The following is a 16,269-nucleotide window of genomic DNA, read 5'->3' on the forward strand; positions in this document are numbered from 1 at the left end:
CGGGTCCTAAGGGGTGAGCGACGGCTCCACAGGTTGTTGCGTTTTTTTCGCCCCCCCCCCCCCCCCCCCCCCCCCGGCTGAGCTGCTCGTAAAGGCGCTTCGCTGCCTACGCGCCTTTCAGCGGGCACTGGCGGCCAAGCCCGAGGGACTTTCCGCTTTCGCAACAAACCTGAGGAGCTAGTCGTGGCCGATTCAACCAGTGACGTCCCACAAACTCTCATCAAGCTTGAGCAGTTGCGGATCCGTAGCGATATCCATTTCGCAGTTCGCCGCGCTCTGAGCGAGCGGAGTCGCGACCTCAGCGCTCACCGGAAGGAAATCGAGCAGCAAGTGCAGATCGAGGCAGAAAGCTCCAGTGGCCGCGAGGCACACATCGGCCAAGGTCGCGCCACTGGTGGCAAGACCTTAGACCAGCACCGGGAGAATCGGCTTACCGAGCTGAGGCGCCATCTGGCCGCCATTGATGCCGTGAATGCCGTCGTGGCCGCCGCGCATGAGGAATTCGAACTCACAAGCGGTGACGTGGTGGCGTTCAAGTCCGCTGAAGCTCACCTACAGAAGACGCTGTGATCCGGGCCCGCCTCTACGACGAAGTTAAGGCGCTCTATCAGGGCGTCCTCACCGTGGCGGACGAGGACGCCAGGAAAGAGCTCGAAGCGCGCCTGCTTGAGTTGGAGCGCCAGGAAGAAGCGTACATCCGCCAAGTCGCTGCCGAGGGAAAGAGCATCCCTCGCCGCGCTGACGCGAATCCGGCGGTGCTGCTGGCCGATTAGCCAGAAGGGAGGGACCAGCAGGCGGTGTCCCCAACAACACCTGCAGCCCGGACCGGCACCAGGCGGATCCGCAACCTCATGCCGGTGACCGGCGCACCGCGTTGCCCAAAGAAACAGTGCATGACGCGCGATATTTAGACCATCGCGTCACACCGAGACTGGCAAAGGCTGCAGGACAGCCAATTACATCCTATATGGGCTGCCAATTGCCCCGATGATCAGACGTCAGCGATCAACTGAGCGGGTAGCGGCAATCCGATCCTTGTGCAGCATAGAGCCAGGAGGGGTGAGACGGACCCAGAGATCATGCTCAGCTTCGAATAGTCTTCATTTGTACGAAGCGCCGCAGCCAATTGACGCTGGACGGCCGTCAAGCCAGTCCCGTATTCAATAAGCACCGCTTTACCATGGTTGTCCAACTCTTGGAGCAAACCATCTTCGCTCGACGTGTCGGCCATCCACAGCTGCAACGAGACCTTTGGCCAATGCTTTCCAATGATCTCTGATAGCATGCCAAGCTCAGCAGCAAGCCCCTTGGCACGGCAGAACAAGGCGACCAAGGGGACTAGAGTGCTGCCGCCGCCGGCCCGTTCAAAGTACCTGTCGTCCTTGCCCTTCGGATGCATTGCAAGGTCACTGTATGAAGTAAACACAGTTGGGTATCGCGTTCGAGTGACGAGGGCAAAATTCAACCGCGCTATCATCTCTCCGACAATGGCAGCTAGTCGCGAATCTTCGTTCCTGCATGCAGCCGAAAGCAGCATTACGCTACCGACGCTACCAGACTGGAAGTCTGCAATTGGAAGTACGAGAACGGGGTTCCGCTCCCAGATATCCACGGCATCTGCAAGGTAACTCGCTGCATTGCGGAACCCGGCAACCGAGCGACCCTCATCCTCCAGCCAGCGGCGCCAGAGCCCAGCTATCGCGCACCTTCCTAATAGACGATATCCAATTAGGCTGCCGTCCACAGGGCTTCTCGAACCGACTGCTCTAGCCAACCAGTCCGGCGAGCTCATCACAGGTCGGATACGGTCCTCGAAGAAAGTTTCAAAGACCTGAAGATGCATTTCCACGGATCTAGAAAAGGATTGCCTCATCTTGGCTTTAACGGGCCCACCCTCAGCCTTGCAGGCAAGTGACCACAATGTGATCAGCGAGACCTCACTAGCACGAAGCGCAGACTCCATATTACCGGCCTGTCTGCACCATGCGTAGATCATCCAGGCACACACGTTTATCTGCAGGGCGGCGCGAATTAAGCCGGCATCGTCATCGGCCGCATTCTTGATAAGTGATGCAAGTTCCTTGAAATGTTGTTCTGAGATGTCCGGGAAATCCACCATCGCGATAGACTTCTGAAGCGGACTACGGAGCGCCCTAACGATTATCGACTCACCATGATTGCCACTCATCAGCATGCCGGCCAGTCGTTCGCCATTCCACTCACTGAACTCCACACGCGCATTGCGATGCATCCGGCAGAAACCGGTAAACATTTCGCGAACCGTCTCACTCATCGCACCTCCGATGACAATGCAGACAACTACCGGATCATTCCGGTATTCGTCAGGCAGACGATTGGGGATGTAGACTTCTAAAATTTCCTCCAATGATTGCCTTACGGCCTGCGTGGACGCATTCCAGTCGGATCTCGTGAGGTCGCCGGGCTTGATGGTGAACAAGTACACTACCCGCCCCGACTCTTCTACGCGGGTTGCTCCTACGTCTACGCCTCGCTGGGCCCCTCCACGGCCTGGCCTGGAAAAAACCTCAAACCCGTGCTCAGCCAAAAGGTCAGGAAAAATTGCATCCAGCTCGTCGCGTTCGCGCAGAGACGAGAGATAGTCAAGTAGAAGAACCTTCATTGGAGCCCCCTTTTCCTACATTTCAACAGAATCATGTCCAACTTTAGAGGATCTAGGGTCAACATCCTTGGCCGCTCAAATTGAATGCTGAAAGTGTTCATCGCTATCTCCCGGTAGCCGGGATCCCCATCAAGCTGATTGAAAGACGATATGACCGACGTTCCGTAAAGAATTTGGGTCGTTGGGAAGATAGCCATTAAGGCCGAAGGCTCAACGGCATCACCGGCGGCTTGGAATGATCGCTCATCAATTTCGCGACGAATGAAGTTCATCTGCTCAGAGGGTTGCAACTCCGGCAAGTCAAGACTTTCCAAGTTCTTGAGGCGTTCTCTTTCTCCCAGGACCACCTCAGACAAGCCCATAGCTTGAGTGTCCGCCTCATCCAACCCGCAGAGCATTTCGAACACCCCACCGTAGTTCTTCAGAAACACATCGTCGAGCAGAGCCTTCGGAAGCGATTTTTCTTCTGCAGTGACCGAGTGTTTAAGCATCCATAGGAGGCAGTTGACTGCCACGAACTGATTCGTGAACAGCCATCCTGCTGCAGCATACGCTGCACGGTTCCACCGATCAGACGGGATCTCACTGAAATCCACCTTGAGCGCCGTTGCGGGTGTCTCCTCGATTCCGATGACTTCGCTCAGAGTAGAAAGAATGGCGATATCGCCATACGCGAGCCAGTCAGCGATTACACGCGGCGCATGATCTCTATTAGCCACGATGCTTGCGACGATCGACTTAAACGCAGGACGAACCTCTTCCGGGACTCCCATCGACGACAGTCGCCGGATTGACTCCCCAGCAATAGCTACAGATTTGGTGGTGGCCAGGTGAGTGAATGCCGACAGCACGGCAGGCAGGCCTGCAGGGTGGTTAGAGACAGCTGCTTCGATCACCCCGATTAGCTGTCGAGTGTGCGCGACACCTCCTCGTCGTGCATAACGCGATAGCGCTTCAGTTGCAGAGTAAAGGTCTGCGAGCGAGCCGCCCGCTTCATAGGCAGCTAGAAGCTCCGAAAGACCACTCTCGTGAGGACCTGAATGCACCGACACAGCGGCCGGGAGCAGCCTGCGCGCAATCCCATCCTCTTCCCTGCGTGAGGTTAAGGCGAGCAGCCGCCCAGCGATTTCGCCTCTAGTGCACTCAGACGGCTCCTTCCAACTAAGCGCGAGCAGGGCTCCGGTAACGACTCTATTGTCGGTCGATTGAAGCAGCCTTGCGACCAACGCGTCATCATTTGACGCGTTGATCAGCTGCGGCAGGAGCTCCAAGGCACCCGCATCGCCACCGCGCGCCATATTGATGAGTGTATCGAGGTGGCCTTGCCTTTTCGCCGCCCACTTTCCGAATGCATCTAGGACACTACTCACCACCAGGTCCGGACTTGCCTTCGAATGGAGCCCCAGAACGGCATCTTTGACAGCGTTCTGATCTGCATCTATTGATGGAAGAAACGAAGAAATTAAATGAAGGGCAAAGAAAAACTCTTGCCCCTCAAGCGCGATAGCGTCTGCCGACAGGCTCACCAGATCAAGCATTGACGCGTTATGCAACGCAGCCAGTGATTTTGCCGTCTCCGGATCCAAGAGGGATCGCCTGTCTGTCTGATCCAGCAAGGCGCGCCAGAAGTTGGGCTCTAACGCGGCGTGAAGAATCTCATCGTCACTGACTTTGCTCACATCGCTGCCTCCTTGGCCATGGTTCTAGCGAAGACGATGCGCTACTGGCGGGCCGGATGCAAATGACGGGCGTCGGTGTATTTCCGGTGTAAGGCTGCCGGAAATTCGGCGCAAATATACGCAATTTAACGATGCTAGGCCGCAGGGCAAAATTCGGAAAAACACAGCTTTTGAGCGTGTTTTCCTAGGTTAGGCAACAATTTGCAACGACATGACGCTGGATTATGAGTCCTCTGCTCTAACCGTTGAGCTATAGGCCCTTGCGGCCGCACAGTGTAGTAGAGCCGCGCCCGGCCCTGCCACTGCCTGCGGGCATGCCCCGCGACGCCACACCCCCCTCAGCCGAAGCGGTGGCGCATCGCGTCGACCTGCCGTGCATTCTCCGCTGCCAGCGCGAGCGAGGCGGGCGAGCGCAGCAGTGACGAGGCCGTCAGCCGCTGCCAGTAATCCAGCGCCACCGGCGCGGCCCATTGCAGGTGCGCGAGCTGGCCACTGCGCTCTGGCGCAACCGGCCCGAGCGGTGCGGCCGCGCGCAGCACGCCGGTGCGCGAGGGAGCCAGCGACATGGGCAGCATGTCGTAGACGGGCGCCAGCGGCAGCGGGCCGCGGTCGGCCAGATGGAAGCCGAGGTTGCCGTGGTGCATGTCGCTGTTGCCGATGAGGCGCCCGAAGGCATGCAGTCGGGCCATATGGGTGGCGGTGGCGGCCGTCACCCAGCCCTGCGCCTGCAGCTGCTCGCCCGCGCGTGCCCAGTCCTGCGTGACGTCTCCCACGAACGCCGCCGTCAGCGACATCAGGGACACGAAGCCGCGCCGGCCAAGCACGTCCGGCGTGCGGTCGAAGCGCTGCACCTCGAGGAAGGTGTGCGTGCTGGTCTGGAGCAGTTCGGAAACGGCCGCATCCACGCCCGCATCGCGCAGGCACTGCAGCGCGAGGTGCTCGCACACGAGCAGGTCGGCCCAGCGCTCGGCAGCCTCACCGGCGGTGGGCTGGGCGAACTTCACCAGCACTGCCTGGCGGTGACCGTTGTGCGTCACGGTGGCGGTGAACTTGGGCTGCTCGCCACCGGGCGAGGAGCCGACGTCTTCGCCTTCCAGCACGGCCGCCGCGCGCGCGGGATAGTCGCGGGCGCGATGGTCGGCCTGGACGCTGTCCGGCGGCGCGTCCAGTTCGGCCAGTGCCGCAGCGACGGCGTCGCCCCCCAGCAGCAGGTCGCCGACGCCGGTGCCCCCGGCGCGCACCAGCGCCTGCAGGATGTCGCCCTGCTGCCAGCGGTTGAGATCGTCGGGCACGCCGAGAGCCCGGGCGCGTCGATGGGCGAAGGTGCGGCCGAGGAACCCCTGCGGGCGCAGGTCGTCCAGGAACCACGGGATATCGGGGAACCAGCCATCGACGGTGCCGTCCGGTGCGCGGCTGAGGTTGGGCCGCGCGGTACCGACGTCCAGGTGGAAGGCATCGCCGCTGACGGCGACGAGCGTTCCCAGCTCTTCGAGGCTCGCGTCGGGGCGCAGGCGGAACAGTGGCCATTCGCTGCCGGCGCCGGTGACACGACGGGCGGCATAGGCCGTGGCGCGGCCTCGCCCCAGGCGGACCACGCGGTCACCTGCGTCGGCCACCAGGCGGCTCAATGTCATCCGGGTGGCGCCGAGGCGCTCGGCCAGCGCGGCGGCCGCCACCACCTCGCCGGCAGGAAGGTGGTCGAGCAGCGCCTGGACGGTGTGGCGGGTGGGACGGGCCATGCGGGGCATTCGGGCGAATTATGTTACGAATATATAGACGTAAATATGGCCACTCGCAAGTGGAGCCGTTTCTATCTGTTTGATATCACGGCTACTTTACTTTTGCTGCCCGCCTGCCAGTCCATTTTTATGTTACGAATTACGTTACGAACCCGCAGGGCGGTTGCCATGCTGCGCTGCGCACGCGCAGCCGACCAACGGTCGGCTCTACCGGCAGGCCGCCCATAAAAAAACCCCGCCGAAGCGGGGTTTTTTCATCTACGCACCAACGCAGACATCAATCGATGTCCAGGAAGCTGCGCAGCTGCTCGGAGCGGCTCGGGTGACGCAGCTTGCGCAGCGCCTTGGCTTCGATCTGGCGGATGCGCTCGCGGGTGACGTCGAACTGCTTGCCGACTTCCTCGAGGGTGTGGTCGGTGTTCATGTCGATGCCGAAGCGCATGCGCAGCACCTTGGCTTCCCTCGGGGTGAGGCCGGCCAACACGTCGCGCACGGTTTCAGACAGATTGATGTTGGTGGTGTTCTCGATCGGGGACTCCACATTGGTGTCCTCGATGAAGTCGCCCAGATGGGAATCCTCGTCGTCGCCGATCGGGGTTTCCATCGAGATCGGCTCCTTGGCGATCTTCATCACCTTGCGGATCTTGTCTTCCGGCATGTCCATTTCCTTGGCCAGCTCCTCCGGCGTGGCCTCGCGGCCGTACTGCTGGAGCATCTGGCGGGAAATGCGGTTCAACTTGTTGATCGTTTCGATCATGTGCACCGGAATACGGATGGTGCGCGCCTGATCAGCGATCGAACGGGTGATGGCCTGGCGGATCCACCAGGTCGCATACGTGGAGAACTTGTAGCCGCGGCGGTACTCGAACTTGTCCACGGCCTTCATCAGGCCGATGTTGCCTTCCTGGATCAGGTCGAGGAACTGCAGGCCGCGGTTGGTGTACTTCTTGGCGATGGAGATCACCAGGCGCAGGTTGGCCTCGACCATTTCCTTCTTGGCCTTGCGCGCCTTGGCTTCACCGTAGGCCATCGCCCGGCTGATTTCCTTCAGCTCTTCCAGTTCCAGCCAGGTGGTCTTCTCGATATCGATCGTGGCCTGCTGCTCGGCGATGATCTGATCCTTCACATCACGCAGGGCCGAGGACCACTTCTGCTTGCGCTTGAGGGCGTCTTCCACCCATTCCAGGTTGGTCTGGTTGCCTTCCCAGGAACGGATGAAGTCCTTGCGCGGCATGCGCGCGGTCACGGTCGCCAGGTTCAGCACGCGGCGCTCGTGGGACTTGATGTCGGCCATCACGTCGCGCAGCTGCTTGACCAGCACATCGGTCAGCGGCAACGGCAGCTTCAGGGTCACGAACACGGCAGCCATGTCGTCGCGCAGCTTGGCCAGCGGCTTGCGGTCGCCCTTGGCGGCGGCCTTCTTGAACGCGGCGTAGGCATCGCTCAGCGCCTGCATGCGGCGCGCGACTTCTTCCGGATCCGGGCCGGTCGGGCCGGCGTCTTCCTCGGCGTCGACGTCGTCGTCGTCGTCCTCGTCGGCGTCGTCGTCGGCGTCATCGCTGGTGTCTTCGGCCACGGCCGGGGCCGGAACTTCCTCGACCAGGTCGTTGAAGCCGACGATCACTTCGGCCAGGCGCTTCTTGCCATCCTTGTGCGCGTCGTAATCGGCGAGCAGGGTTTCGACCGACACCGGGAAGGTGCCGAGCGCGGCCTGGACCTGGCCCAGACCTTCTTCGATACGCTTGGCGATGGCGATTTCGCCTTCGCGGGTCAGCAGCTCGACGGTACCCATTTCGCGCATGTACATGCGCACCGGGTCGGTGGTGCGGCCACCTTCGGTGTCGAGCGCGCTCAGCGCAGCGGCGGCTTCTTCGGCCGCGGTGTCATCGACTTCGCGGTTGCCGGTGTTGCCATCGTTGAGCAACAGGGTTTCGGCATCGGGCGCAACTTCATGGACATCAATGCCCATGCCGTTGATCATGCCGATGATATCTTCGATCTGCTCCGGGTCGACGATGTCGTCGGGCAGGTGGTCATTGACTTCGGCGTAGGTCAGGTAGCCCTGTTCCAGGCCCTTGCTGATCAGAAGCTTGATGTCGTTTTGCTGGGCAGGACGTTCGTTGGCCATGTAGTGCTCGCGCCACCGGCTGGGAGAGGGAATAGAACCTAGCATTATACCAGCCCGGCGCCCCGGCTTCCCGGGCGGTGGTCCCGGGGCTAGGGTCTGAGCAGGAAGGTCACGGGACCGTCATTGACCAGGCTGACAACCATATGGGCACCGAAACGCCCGGTTTCCACCCCTGGGGCGTGCTTTTGACGGCATGTTTCGACCAACCGGTTGAATCCACGTTCAGCCTCCGCAGGCGCGGCAGCGGTACTGAAGCCCGGCCGCATGCCGCTGGCGGTGTCTGCCGCCAGGGTGAACTGGCTGACCAGCAGCAGGCCACCCCCGGTATCGAGCAGCGACCGGTTCATTTTTCCGCCCTCATCGCCAAAGACACGGTAACCAAGGAGACGATCGGCCATCCGCCGGATCTGCGCGTCGGTGTCGCCCGGCTCCATGCCGACCAGGGCCAGCAGGCCCGGCCCGATCTGCCCGACCACGGCATCGTCGACACGGACACTGGCTTCGCTGACGCGCTGGATCAGGACAAGCATGGCAAGGCTTCCGTGGCAGGGGGCGGACTACCTTAGAGCCTGGATGGGCGGTTGGCGATCCGGACCGCGGGCGCCCTGCGGGTGCCCGCGCATCGCCCAGCGGCTAGACTTCCACGTGATGAAACCGCATACCACCGCCCGCCTGGCCTATCGCGCCGCTGCCCTGTTCACCCGCCTGCCCTGGTCCTGGCTGCGCGGGTTCGCCGCCGCCCTGGCGTGGCTGTGGATCCGCCTCAACGCCCGCGAGAGCCGGGTGACCCGGCGCAACCTGGAACTGGCCTACCCCGCGCTGGCGCCGGCCGACCGGGCCGTGCTGCACAAGGCGGTGCTGCGCTCGACCGCGATGCAGGCCATCGAAACGCTGCGGCTGTGGACCCAGCCCCGCGAGCGCAACCTGGCCTGCCTGACCGAGCGCCACGGCGAGGCCCTGTACGACGCCGCGCTGGCCTCGGGCAAGGGCGTGATCGTGGCCGCCCCGCATTACGGCAACTGGGAGCTGCTGAACCAGTGGCTGGCCTCGCGCGGGCCCATTGCCATCGTCTACAAGGCGCCCGATGCAGCGGTGGGCGACGCCTTCCTGCAGCTGGTGCGTGGCGGCGACAACGTGCAGCAGGTCCGTGCGGAAGGCCCGGCCGTGCGCCAGCTGTTCAAGGTGCTCAAGGACGGCGGGGCCACCGGCATTCTGCCCGACCAGCAGCCCAAGGCCGGCGACGGCGTGTTCGCGCCCTTCTTCGGCATCGAGGCGTTGACCATGACCCTGGTCAACCGGCTGGCCGAGCGCACCGGCGCGACCGTGCTATACGGCTGGTGCGAACGGACCGGCCCGGACATGCAGTTCGCGCTGCACATCGAGGCGGCCCCGCCCACGGTGGCCGACCCGGACCCGCGCACCGCCGCCGGCGCGCTCAATGCCGGCATCGAACGGATCGCCCGCCGCGACCCCAGCCAGTACCAGTGGACCTACAAGCGCTACACGCTGCGGCCGCCGGAAAGCGGCGAAGTGGACCCCTACGCCACCGAGGAACATCCGCACTGAATGCGACGCTGTGTCGCGCCTGGGCGCGATTGGAATCGTCGCCCTCCGTCCCCACTGTGGAACCCACGATGTCCCCCACGGCCCCTGCCATGTCTGATGCTGCTTCTTCCCTGTTCGGCGATCCGGCCGCGATCCGCTGCGAACGCGCGGTGGCCGAGCTGCGCGCCGGCCGCCCGGTGGTGATCGATGACAGCCACGGCCAACGCCTGGCGTTCATCGCCCTGGACAGCAGCACCCGCAGCAGCTTCGGTGCGTTTGCCGAGGCCGCGGCCGGCCACCACTACCTGTTCCTCACCGCCACCCGCGCACGGGTGCTGGGCGTGGCCGCCGAGCACGGCGCGCGCGTGCCGCTGGCCGGGATCGATTTCGATGCGCTGCCGTCGCTGGGCTACCTGCGCGAACCGGAGGCGATGCCGCCGGGCTGGAGCGCCGGCCAGGCCCTGGACGACGGTGCGATCGAAGTGGCGCGACTGGGCCTGTTGCTGCCGGCCACGGTCGGCGTGCTGCTGGACCCGGCCGATACCCGCTTCGACGGCTGCGCGCAGGTCTCGCTGTGCGACCTGCACCAGGGCGCCGAGCAGGCCGCGCACGCCTACGAGCTGGTGGCGCGCTCGCCGGTGCCGCTGCGCGAGGTGGGCATGACCGAGTTCGCGGTGTTTCGCGGCGGCGTCGCCCAGCGCGACCAGGTGGCGATCATCGTCGGCACCCCGGACCTGTCCGGCGTGGTGCCGGTACGCGTGCACTCGTCCTGCCTGACCGGGGATCTGTTCGGCTCGCTCAAGTGCGACTGCGGCGATCAGCTGCGACGCGGCCTGCGCAAGCTCAAGGACCTCGGCGGCGGCGTGCTGCTGTACCTGGACCAGGAAGGGCGCGGCACCGGTATCGCCGCCAAGATGCGCGCGTACGGTTACCAGCACGATGGCCTGGACACCATCGACGCCGATGCGCAGCTCGGCTTCGGCGCCGACGAGCGCCGCTACGGCAGCGCGGTGGCGATGCTGCAGGGCCTGGGAGTGTCGCGGGTGCAGCTGCTGAGCAACAACCCGACCAAGGCCCAGCGCCTGCGCCATGCCGGTATCGAGGTGGTGGAGTGTGTGCCGGTCACCGGCGACATCACCGTCGAGAACGAACACTACCTGCGCACCAAGGCCGAACGTGCGGGCCACCTGCTCGATGTGGACGCGCTGATCCAGGCCGCGCAGTAACCGGGCAACCTGCTACCGTCTGCGCCACGGGCGCCGGTTGCTGACGCGGGCGTCCGGCCCTGTCCACGCCGAGCGCCCTGCCTTGACCGAGTCCATCGAACCCGTCGCGCCGCCTGCGCTGCCGCTTCCGGCAGCCTGGCAGCCGTTGCCGCTGCGCGCGGCCTCCCTTGCCGCAGCCAGCGGCGCGCTGACCGGGGCCCTGCTGCTCGGCGGCGCGCTCGGCGCCGGCTGGTTCCTGCTGGCACTGCCCGGGCGCTGGTGGGGGGTGGCCGCGATGGTGCTGCTGGGCGCACTGATCGGCGCGGTGCTCGGCTACCGCCGCCAGCGCCGCACGTCGTGGCGCCTGGATGCACGCGGGCTGGGCCTGCGTCGCGAGCTGCTGTGGCAGCAGGAAACCCACGTACCGATCTCACGCGTGCAGCACCTGGACCTGCGTCGCGGACCGATCGAGCGTAGCGCGGGGCTGGCCACGCTGGTGGTGCACACCGCCGGCAGCCGCATGAGCGCGGTCTCGATCAGCGGCCTGGACCAGGCCGATGCCGAGCGCCTGCGCGACACCCTCGCCCACCAGCTCGACCAGGACGACGACGCACTGTGAGCACCTCGCCGCCCGAGATTCCCGCACCCGAACAACGCCTGCATCCGTGGTCGTGGCTGTTCGTGCTGCTGATGCAGCTGCGCCAGTCGCTGCTGCCGCTGGTAGCGCTGGTGGTATTCGGCAACCGCGGCGACCGCAGTGAGCTGTGGCTGACGCTGGGCCCGCTGATCGTCGTGGTGGGGCTGGTGGCGTACTCCCTGCTGCAGTTCCTGACCTATCGCTACCGCATCGGGCGCGATGCCATCACCGTGCGCAGCGGCGTGATCTCGCGCAACCGCCGCGAGATCCCGTTCGCACGCATCCACAACGTGGTGGTGCACCAGAACCCGCTGCACCGGCTGTTCGGCGTGGCCGAGCTGAAGCTGGAATCGGCCGGCGGCAACCGGCCGGAAGCGGAGATGCGCGTGCTGCGGCTGGACCAGGCGCTCGCACTGGAAGCACTGGTGCGCCAGCGCGGGCAGCCGACGGTGGCCGCCACCGTGACTGGCGCGACCGAACCGCCCCCGCTCCCTGCGGACCCGGTGCTGCTGCGGCTGGGCACACGCGACGTGCTGCGCATCGGGCTGCTGTCCGACCGTGGCTGGGTCGTGGTGCTGGCCGCCGTGGGCGCCGTGATGCAGTTCGTGCCGAGCGGCACGGTCTCCGATGTACTCGACAACGGCGGGCGGCAGGCGTTTGGCTACGCCAGTCACCTGCATCCGAGCACGTGGATGTGGGTCGCGGCAGGCGCGTTCGCGCTGCTGGCGTTCTGGCTGCTGTTGCGGGTGTTGTCGGTGACGCTGGCCTTCCTGCGTTACCACGGCTTCCAGTTGAGCGAGCAGGACCGCCGCCTCACCGTATCCAGTGGCCTGCTGACCCGCCTGCGCGCGAGCGTGGCACGCCGCCGCATCCAGGCCTGGACCCTGCGCGAGAGCCCGCTGCAGCGCCTGTTCGGGCGCCGCCACCTGGGCATCGACATCGCCGCCAGCACCCCCGGCGGTGGCGAACGCCGCGACCTGCGCGAGCTGGCGCCGCTGGCCACGCCGGCCGCCTGCGATGCGCTGGTGCAGCACCTGCTGCCGCACGCGCAGTGGCCGCCGGCCACGTGGCAGCCGGTGGAACGGCGCAGCTGGTGGCGACTGTGCCTGCCGGCGCTGGTGATCGTGCCGCTGCTGGCCGCCGGCGCCCTGTGGGAAGACCAGCCGTGGGGCCTGCTGGTACTGCTGTGGCTGCCGTGGTCGGCGTTCAGCGCGCGGCGCCATGTGGCGCGCATGGGCTACTACATGGACGACACGCTGGTGGCCGTCCGCGGCGGCTGGTGGCACCGCTGGTGGCGGTTCGCCGAGGTGGACAAGGTGCAGGCGCTGCGCCTGTCACGCTCGCCGCTGGACCGCTGGCTGGGCACGGCCAGTCTGTGGCTGGACACCGCCGGTGCCGGCGGCAGCGTGGCGCTGTGCCTGCGCTACCTGCCCGAGGCCGAGGCCCGCGCGGTGCAGGCGCGGCTGGGCGACGCGTTGGCCAGGCGCCGGCTGCGCTGGTAATCGCGGCCGCGCGCAGGTGCGCGCAGGCCCAACGTCACCGTCTGGCCGGCCCCCAATAGCCCAGGTCGCGGCGGATCTGCAGGCCCCGCGTCCAGGCGCCGAACGGCTTGCGCGTGAGACGGCCCAGCGTGCCCGCGAGGAAGTCCTCGGTGGCCGCGATCACCCGCTCGCTGGACCGGCCATCGCGATAGGGATGGATGGCATCGGCGTAGCGGCGGATCTCGGCCATCAGGGCCGGCTCCGGGGCGAGCGCGCGGTCCAGCAGGGTCGGCAGCTGCGCCGCATCGTCGAAGTCGATCATGTGCGGCTGCGGCACGCGGTTGCGGAAGGTCACCACCGGTTTGTGCTGCACCACGAACTCGGACACGATCGATGAGGTGTCCGACACCAGCACATCGGCCGCCCGCTGCGCGGCCATCACCTGTTCGGGCTCGATGAAGGCGGCGTTGGTGCCGGCCAGCGCGCGGTAGCGGTCGAACAGCTCAGGCGGGCATTTGGGGTGCAGGGTCAGCAGCCAGTAGCGGTCGCCACGGGCGATGTCGGCGGCGATCGGGTCGTACAGGTGCGGTGCCGCGCTCAACCGTTCGGTGAAGGTCGAGCCGAACAGGATTACCGGACGTCCCTGCGCGGGCGCGCGCAGCGCCGCCGACAGACCGCCATCGTCGCGGAACAGCGGGTCCAGCTTGGGCCAGCCGGTTTCGGCAACGGCGAAGTGGCCGTCGCGCGCGGCCAGGTCGCGGAACGGGGTGGTGGTGGCCGGCCCCTGCGTGCAATACAGGTCGAACAGCCCGCGCACCCGGAAGTGGCCGCGCGCGCTGTCGCGCTTCTGCACGTTGAAACCGTGGAAGACCTGCACCTTGGCCCCGGCAATGAACGGCGGCACCCAGTTGGCGGCGCTGAACACCGCGCGCGGACGCAGCGCCAGCGCCTGCTTGAGGTCCACCCCGGGCACGCCCGGCAGCGTCGCGCCGGCCGCGCCGTCAACGAACCAGGTCGACACCGATTGCCCGGATGCGTGCAACGCCTCGGCCAGTGGAGCGAGAATAGGCAACGCATAGCGTTCCGTCGCAAACAGCAGGTACTCGGCCATCATGTCCTCCACGACCGCTCCCGTTGAACGGCCTCGCATCTCGGCCTGCATTATCGCGTTCAATGAAGCCGACCGCATCGGCGACTGCCTGGCCTCGCTGGCCTTCTGCGACGAGATCATCGTCGTGGACTCCCATTCCACCGATGCCACTGTGGCCATCGCCAGCGCCGCCGGGGCCCGCGTGCTGCAGCGCGCGTTCGACGGCTTCCGCAGCCAGAAGGCCTTCTGCGTCGCGCAGGCCAGCCACGACTGGGTGCTGTGCCTGGACGCCGACGAGCGCATCGACGACACCTTGCGCGCCTCGATCCAGGCCGCGCAGGCCGGGGGGTTCGCCGGCCACCACGGTTACCGGTTCGCGCGGCTGTCGGCCTACTTCGGCAAGTTCCTGCGCCACGGCAACGCCTATCCGGACCGGGTGATGCGGCTGTTCGACCGCCGCCACGGCGGCTGGCGCGGCAAGCGCGAGATCCACGAGGCGGCCAGTGTGGACGGGACCGTCGGCACCCTGCGTGGCGACCTGATCCACTACCCCTACCGCTCGCTGGAGCAGCAGCTCAACAAGACCCAGCGCTATGCGCGGATGATGGCCGAACACGAGTTCGCCCGCGGCAAGCGCGCCACCCTGGGCAAGCTGGTGCTGGCCCCGGCGTGGCGCTTCTGGCGCGGCTGGCTGTTCCGCGGCGGGTTCCGCGATGGCTGGCATGGGCTGGTGTACGCCTATGTGCGCGCCAACTACGTGCGCCAGAAGACCATCATGCTGTGGATGCTGCAGATCGGTCAGCCGGTGGCCGACCCGCCCCGTGATCCGCCGCCGGCCTGACCCCGGCGCTGGCGGTGGGCCTGCCCCTGCAGGACCGACAGGCCGGCCAGCAGGGCGACGATGGTGACGTAGAAGCTCGCGGTGATCTGGTGGGCGAACATCGACTGGGTCAGGCCACACAGGGCGTAGGCCACCACGATCATGATCCCGGCCGCGGCCGGGCCACGGAAGCTGATCTGGCCACTGCGCCGGTGCAGCCCGGCGAACACCAGCAGCGGCACGCCATACACGGCCAGCAGCAGCAACAGCCCGGGCACGCCCTGGGTGGCCGACCACTCGGCCAGGTCGTTGTGCGCATGGCCCAGGTGGCAGCGCGGCTCATCCGGGTCCTCACGGCATACCGGCAGGCGCAGCATGGCGCTGTCGAAATGGCCGATCCCCACCCCGATCAGGGGGTGGTCGAAGAAGGTCTCATAGGCCACCTGCAGGCGCTCGACGCGGGCGCCGGCCGAGGAGTCGCTGTCGCCGCGCTCCATCCGCACCACGTCGTGCTGCAGTTCGGTCAGGCGCACCTGCTCGCGCAGGCTGGGGATGGTCAACGCGAGCGTGCCGCCGATCGCCATCAGGGCCAGCAGCACCGACAGCCGCGCCCGGCCGGTCCGCCAGCGCAGGCTCATCGCCATCACTACCAGCAGGGCCAGCAGCGCCGGCCATACCCCACGGCTGCCGCTCAACACGATTGTCGCGCAGCCGGCGATCATGCCCACGATCACCCACGGCCAGCGATGGTGCGGGCGACAGAACACCAGCAGCACCATCAGCATCAGCACGATGTCGGCCAGCACGATCGCATTGGTGCTCAGCTCGGCGCGGGGCGCCCCGCCCATCACCTGCACCACCGACAGCACCAGCACCGCCAGCAGCCCCACCAGCGACCCGGCCCACAGCCAGTGCAGCGCCGGGCGCAGCGCGCAGACCCACAGGATGATCCAGGGAATCACCACGAACCGCGAGCGGTTGTCGATGTCGCGCAGGCCCTGGTCGAACAGCACCATCGACATCAGCGACAGCGCGATCACCGCCAGCATCAGCCAGCCCAGCACCACCAGCGGACGACCGGCGATGGCCCGCGCACGCCACAGCTCAAGCGGCGCCAGCAGGCTGCCCAGCAACAGCAGCAGGCCGTACGGCAGCAGATTCTGCGGCACGCTCAGGATCAGCGCCGGCAGGCAGAACAGGCCGATGTTGGCCACCCAATGCGCCACGCCAAGGCGGCCCTGCAAGGGCGGGAATGACACCACGTCGATCGTGCTGGACGCGCCTTGCTGCTTCATTGCCAACCT

14 protein-coding genes are annotated in these 16,269 nt (G+C 65.9%); 7 read left to right on the forward strand and 7 right to left on the reverse strand.

Annotation, left to right across the window (positions count from 1 at the left end; genetic code table 11):
* Positions 1-183 precede the first annotated feature (183 nt).
* Both ACO6VK_RS11450 and ACO6VK_RS11455 read left to right on the forward strand, forming a co-directional pair.
* Positions 184-570 carry a hypothetical protein gene (locus tag ACO6VK_RS11450; RefSeq protein ID WP_422507240.1) on the forward strand — a complete coding sequence of 129 codons (387 nt, stop codon included), beginning with the start codon at positions 184-186 and terminating at the stop codon, positions 568-570.
* Positions 567-773 carry a hypothetical protein gene (locus tag ACO6VK_RS11455; RefSeq protein ID WP_422507242.1) on the forward strand — a complete coding sequence of 69 codons (207 nt, stop codon included), beginning with the start codon at positions 567-569 and terminating at the stop codon, positions 771-773. Before ACO6VK_RS11450 ends, ACO6VK_RS11455 begins: the two co-directional genes overlap by 4 nt.
* A gap of 218 nt (positions 774-991) precedes the next feature.
* Here the strand turns inward: ACO6VK_RS11455 and ACO6VK_RS11460 are convergent, their stop codons facing one another.
* The 5 genes from ACO6VK_RS11460 to dtd form a co-directional block, all read right to left on the reverse strand.
* A complete protein-coding gene (locus ACO6VK_RS11460) occupies positions 992-2,458 on the reverse strand; it encodes a hypothetical protein (RefSeq protein WP_422507244.1) in 1,467 nt (488 codons plus the stop codon).
* A gap of 179 nt (positions 2,459-2,637) precedes the next feature.
* The gene (locus ACO6VK_RS11465) at positions 2,638-4,320 is read right to left on the reverse strand and encodes a hypothetical protein (protein ID WP_422507246.1); all 1,683 of its coding nucleotides are present in this window, start codon (positions 4,318-4,320) and stop codon (positions 2,638-2,640) included.
* A 338-nt stretch (positions 4,321-4,658) separates the two neighbouring features.
* Positions 4,659-6,059: a type II toxin-antitoxin system HipA family toxin YjjJ gene (gene yjjJ / locus ACO6VK_RS11470; protein WP_422507248.1), complete on the reverse strand. Its 1,401-nt coding sequence runs from the start codon at positions 6,057-6,059 to the stop codon at positions 4,659-4,661.
* Positions 6,060-6,336: 277 nt separating this feature from the next.
* The gene (gene rpoD / locus ACO6VK_RS11475) at positions 6,337-8,187 is read right to left on the reverse strand and encodes an RNA polymerase sigma factor RpoD (protein ID WP_422507250.1); all 1,851 of its coding nucleotides are present in this window, start codon (positions 8,185-8,187) and stop codon (positions 6,337-6,339) included.
* An 89-nt stretch (positions 8,188-8,276) separates the two neighbouring features.
* Positions 8,277-8,717, reverse strand: coding sequence for a D-aminoacyl-tRNA deacylase (dtd, locus tag ACO6VK_RS11480; RefSeq protein WP_422507252.1), 441 nt, complete (start codon positions 8,715-8,717; stop codon positions 8,277-8,279).
* A gap of 118 nt (positions 8,718-8,835) precedes the next feature.
* Here dtd and ACO6VK_RS11485 point away from each other — a divergent pair, with 118 nt between their 5' ends.
* The 4 genes from ACO6VK_RS11485 to ACO6VK_RS11500 all read left to right on the forward strand — a co-directional run bounded on the left by ACO6VK_RS11485 (position 8,836) and on the right by ACO6VK_RS11500 (position 13,076).
* Positions 8,836-9,753, forward strand: coding sequence for a lauroyl acyltransferase (locus tag ACO6VK_RS11485; protein ID WP_422507254.1), 918 nt, complete (start codon positions 8,836-8,838; stop codon positions 9,751-9,753).
* Between the two features lie 68 nt (positions 9,754-9,821).
* The gene (ribA, locus tag ACO6VK_RS11490) at positions 9,822-10,958 is read left to right on the forward strand and encodes a GTP cyclohydrolase II RibA (protein WP_422507256.1); all 1,137 of its coding nucleotides are present in this window, start codon (positions 9,822-9,824) and stop codon (positions 10,956-10,958) included.
* An 82-nt stretch (positions 10,959-11,040) separates the two neighbouring features.
* Positions 11,041-11,556 carry a PH domain-containing protein gene (locus tag ACO6VK_RS11495; protein ID WP_422507258.1) on the forward strand — a complete coding sequence of 172 codons (516 nt, stop codon included), beginning with the start codon at positions 11,041-11,043 and terminating at the stop codon, positions 11,554-11,556.
* Positions 11,553-13,076 (forward strand): PH domain-containing protein, encoded by a 1,524-nt coding sequence (locus ACO6VK_RS11500; protein ID WP_422507260.1) that lies wholly within the window; start codon positions 11,553-11,555, stop codon positions 13,074-13,076. The genes ACO6VK_RS11495 and ACO6VK_RS11500 overlap by 4 nt, the downstream gene beginning before the upstream one ends.
* Before the next feature lie 34 nt (positions 13,077-13,110).
* Here the strand turns inward: ACO6VK_RS11500 and ACO6VK_RS11505 are convergent, their stop codons facing one another.
* Positions 13,111-14,169 carry a CDP-glycerol glycerophosphotransferase family protein gene (locus ACO6VK_RS11505; RefSeq protein ID WP_422507307.1) on the reverse strand — a complete coding sequence of 353 codons (1,059 nt, stop codon included), beginning with the start codon at positions 14,167-14,169 and terminating at the stop codon, positions 13,111-13,113.
* On the opposite strand from ACO6VK_RS11505, the gene ACO6VK_RS11510 reads away from it, so the two are divergent.
* Complete coding sequence (locus tag ACO6VK_RS11510) at positions 14,168-14,986, forward strand: glycosyltransferase family 2 protein (RefSeq protein ID WP_422507262.1); 819 nt, start codon at positions 14,168-14,170, stop codon at positions 14,984-14,986. The two genes, ACO6VK_RS11505 and ACO6VK_RS11510, sit on opposite strands and share 2 nt — an antisense overlap.
* Here ACO6VK_RS11510 and ACO6VK_RS11515 read toward each other — a convergent pair.
* Entirely contained in the window at positions 14,944-16,260 is a 1,317-nt protein-coding gene (locus ACO6VK_RS11515; protein ID WP_422507264.1) for an O-antigen ligase family protein, read from the reverse strand. The two genes, ACO6VK_RS11510 and ACO6VK_RS11515, sit on opposite strands and share 43 nt — an antisense overlap.
* Between the last annotated feature and the right edge of the window lie 9 nt (positions 16,261-16,269).

This window comes from Stenotrophomonas sp. GZD-301 (assembly GCF_049310345.1).
Taxonomy (GTDB): Bacteria; Pseudomonadota; Gammaproteobacteria; order Xanthomonadales; family Xanthomonadaceae; genus Stenotrophomonas.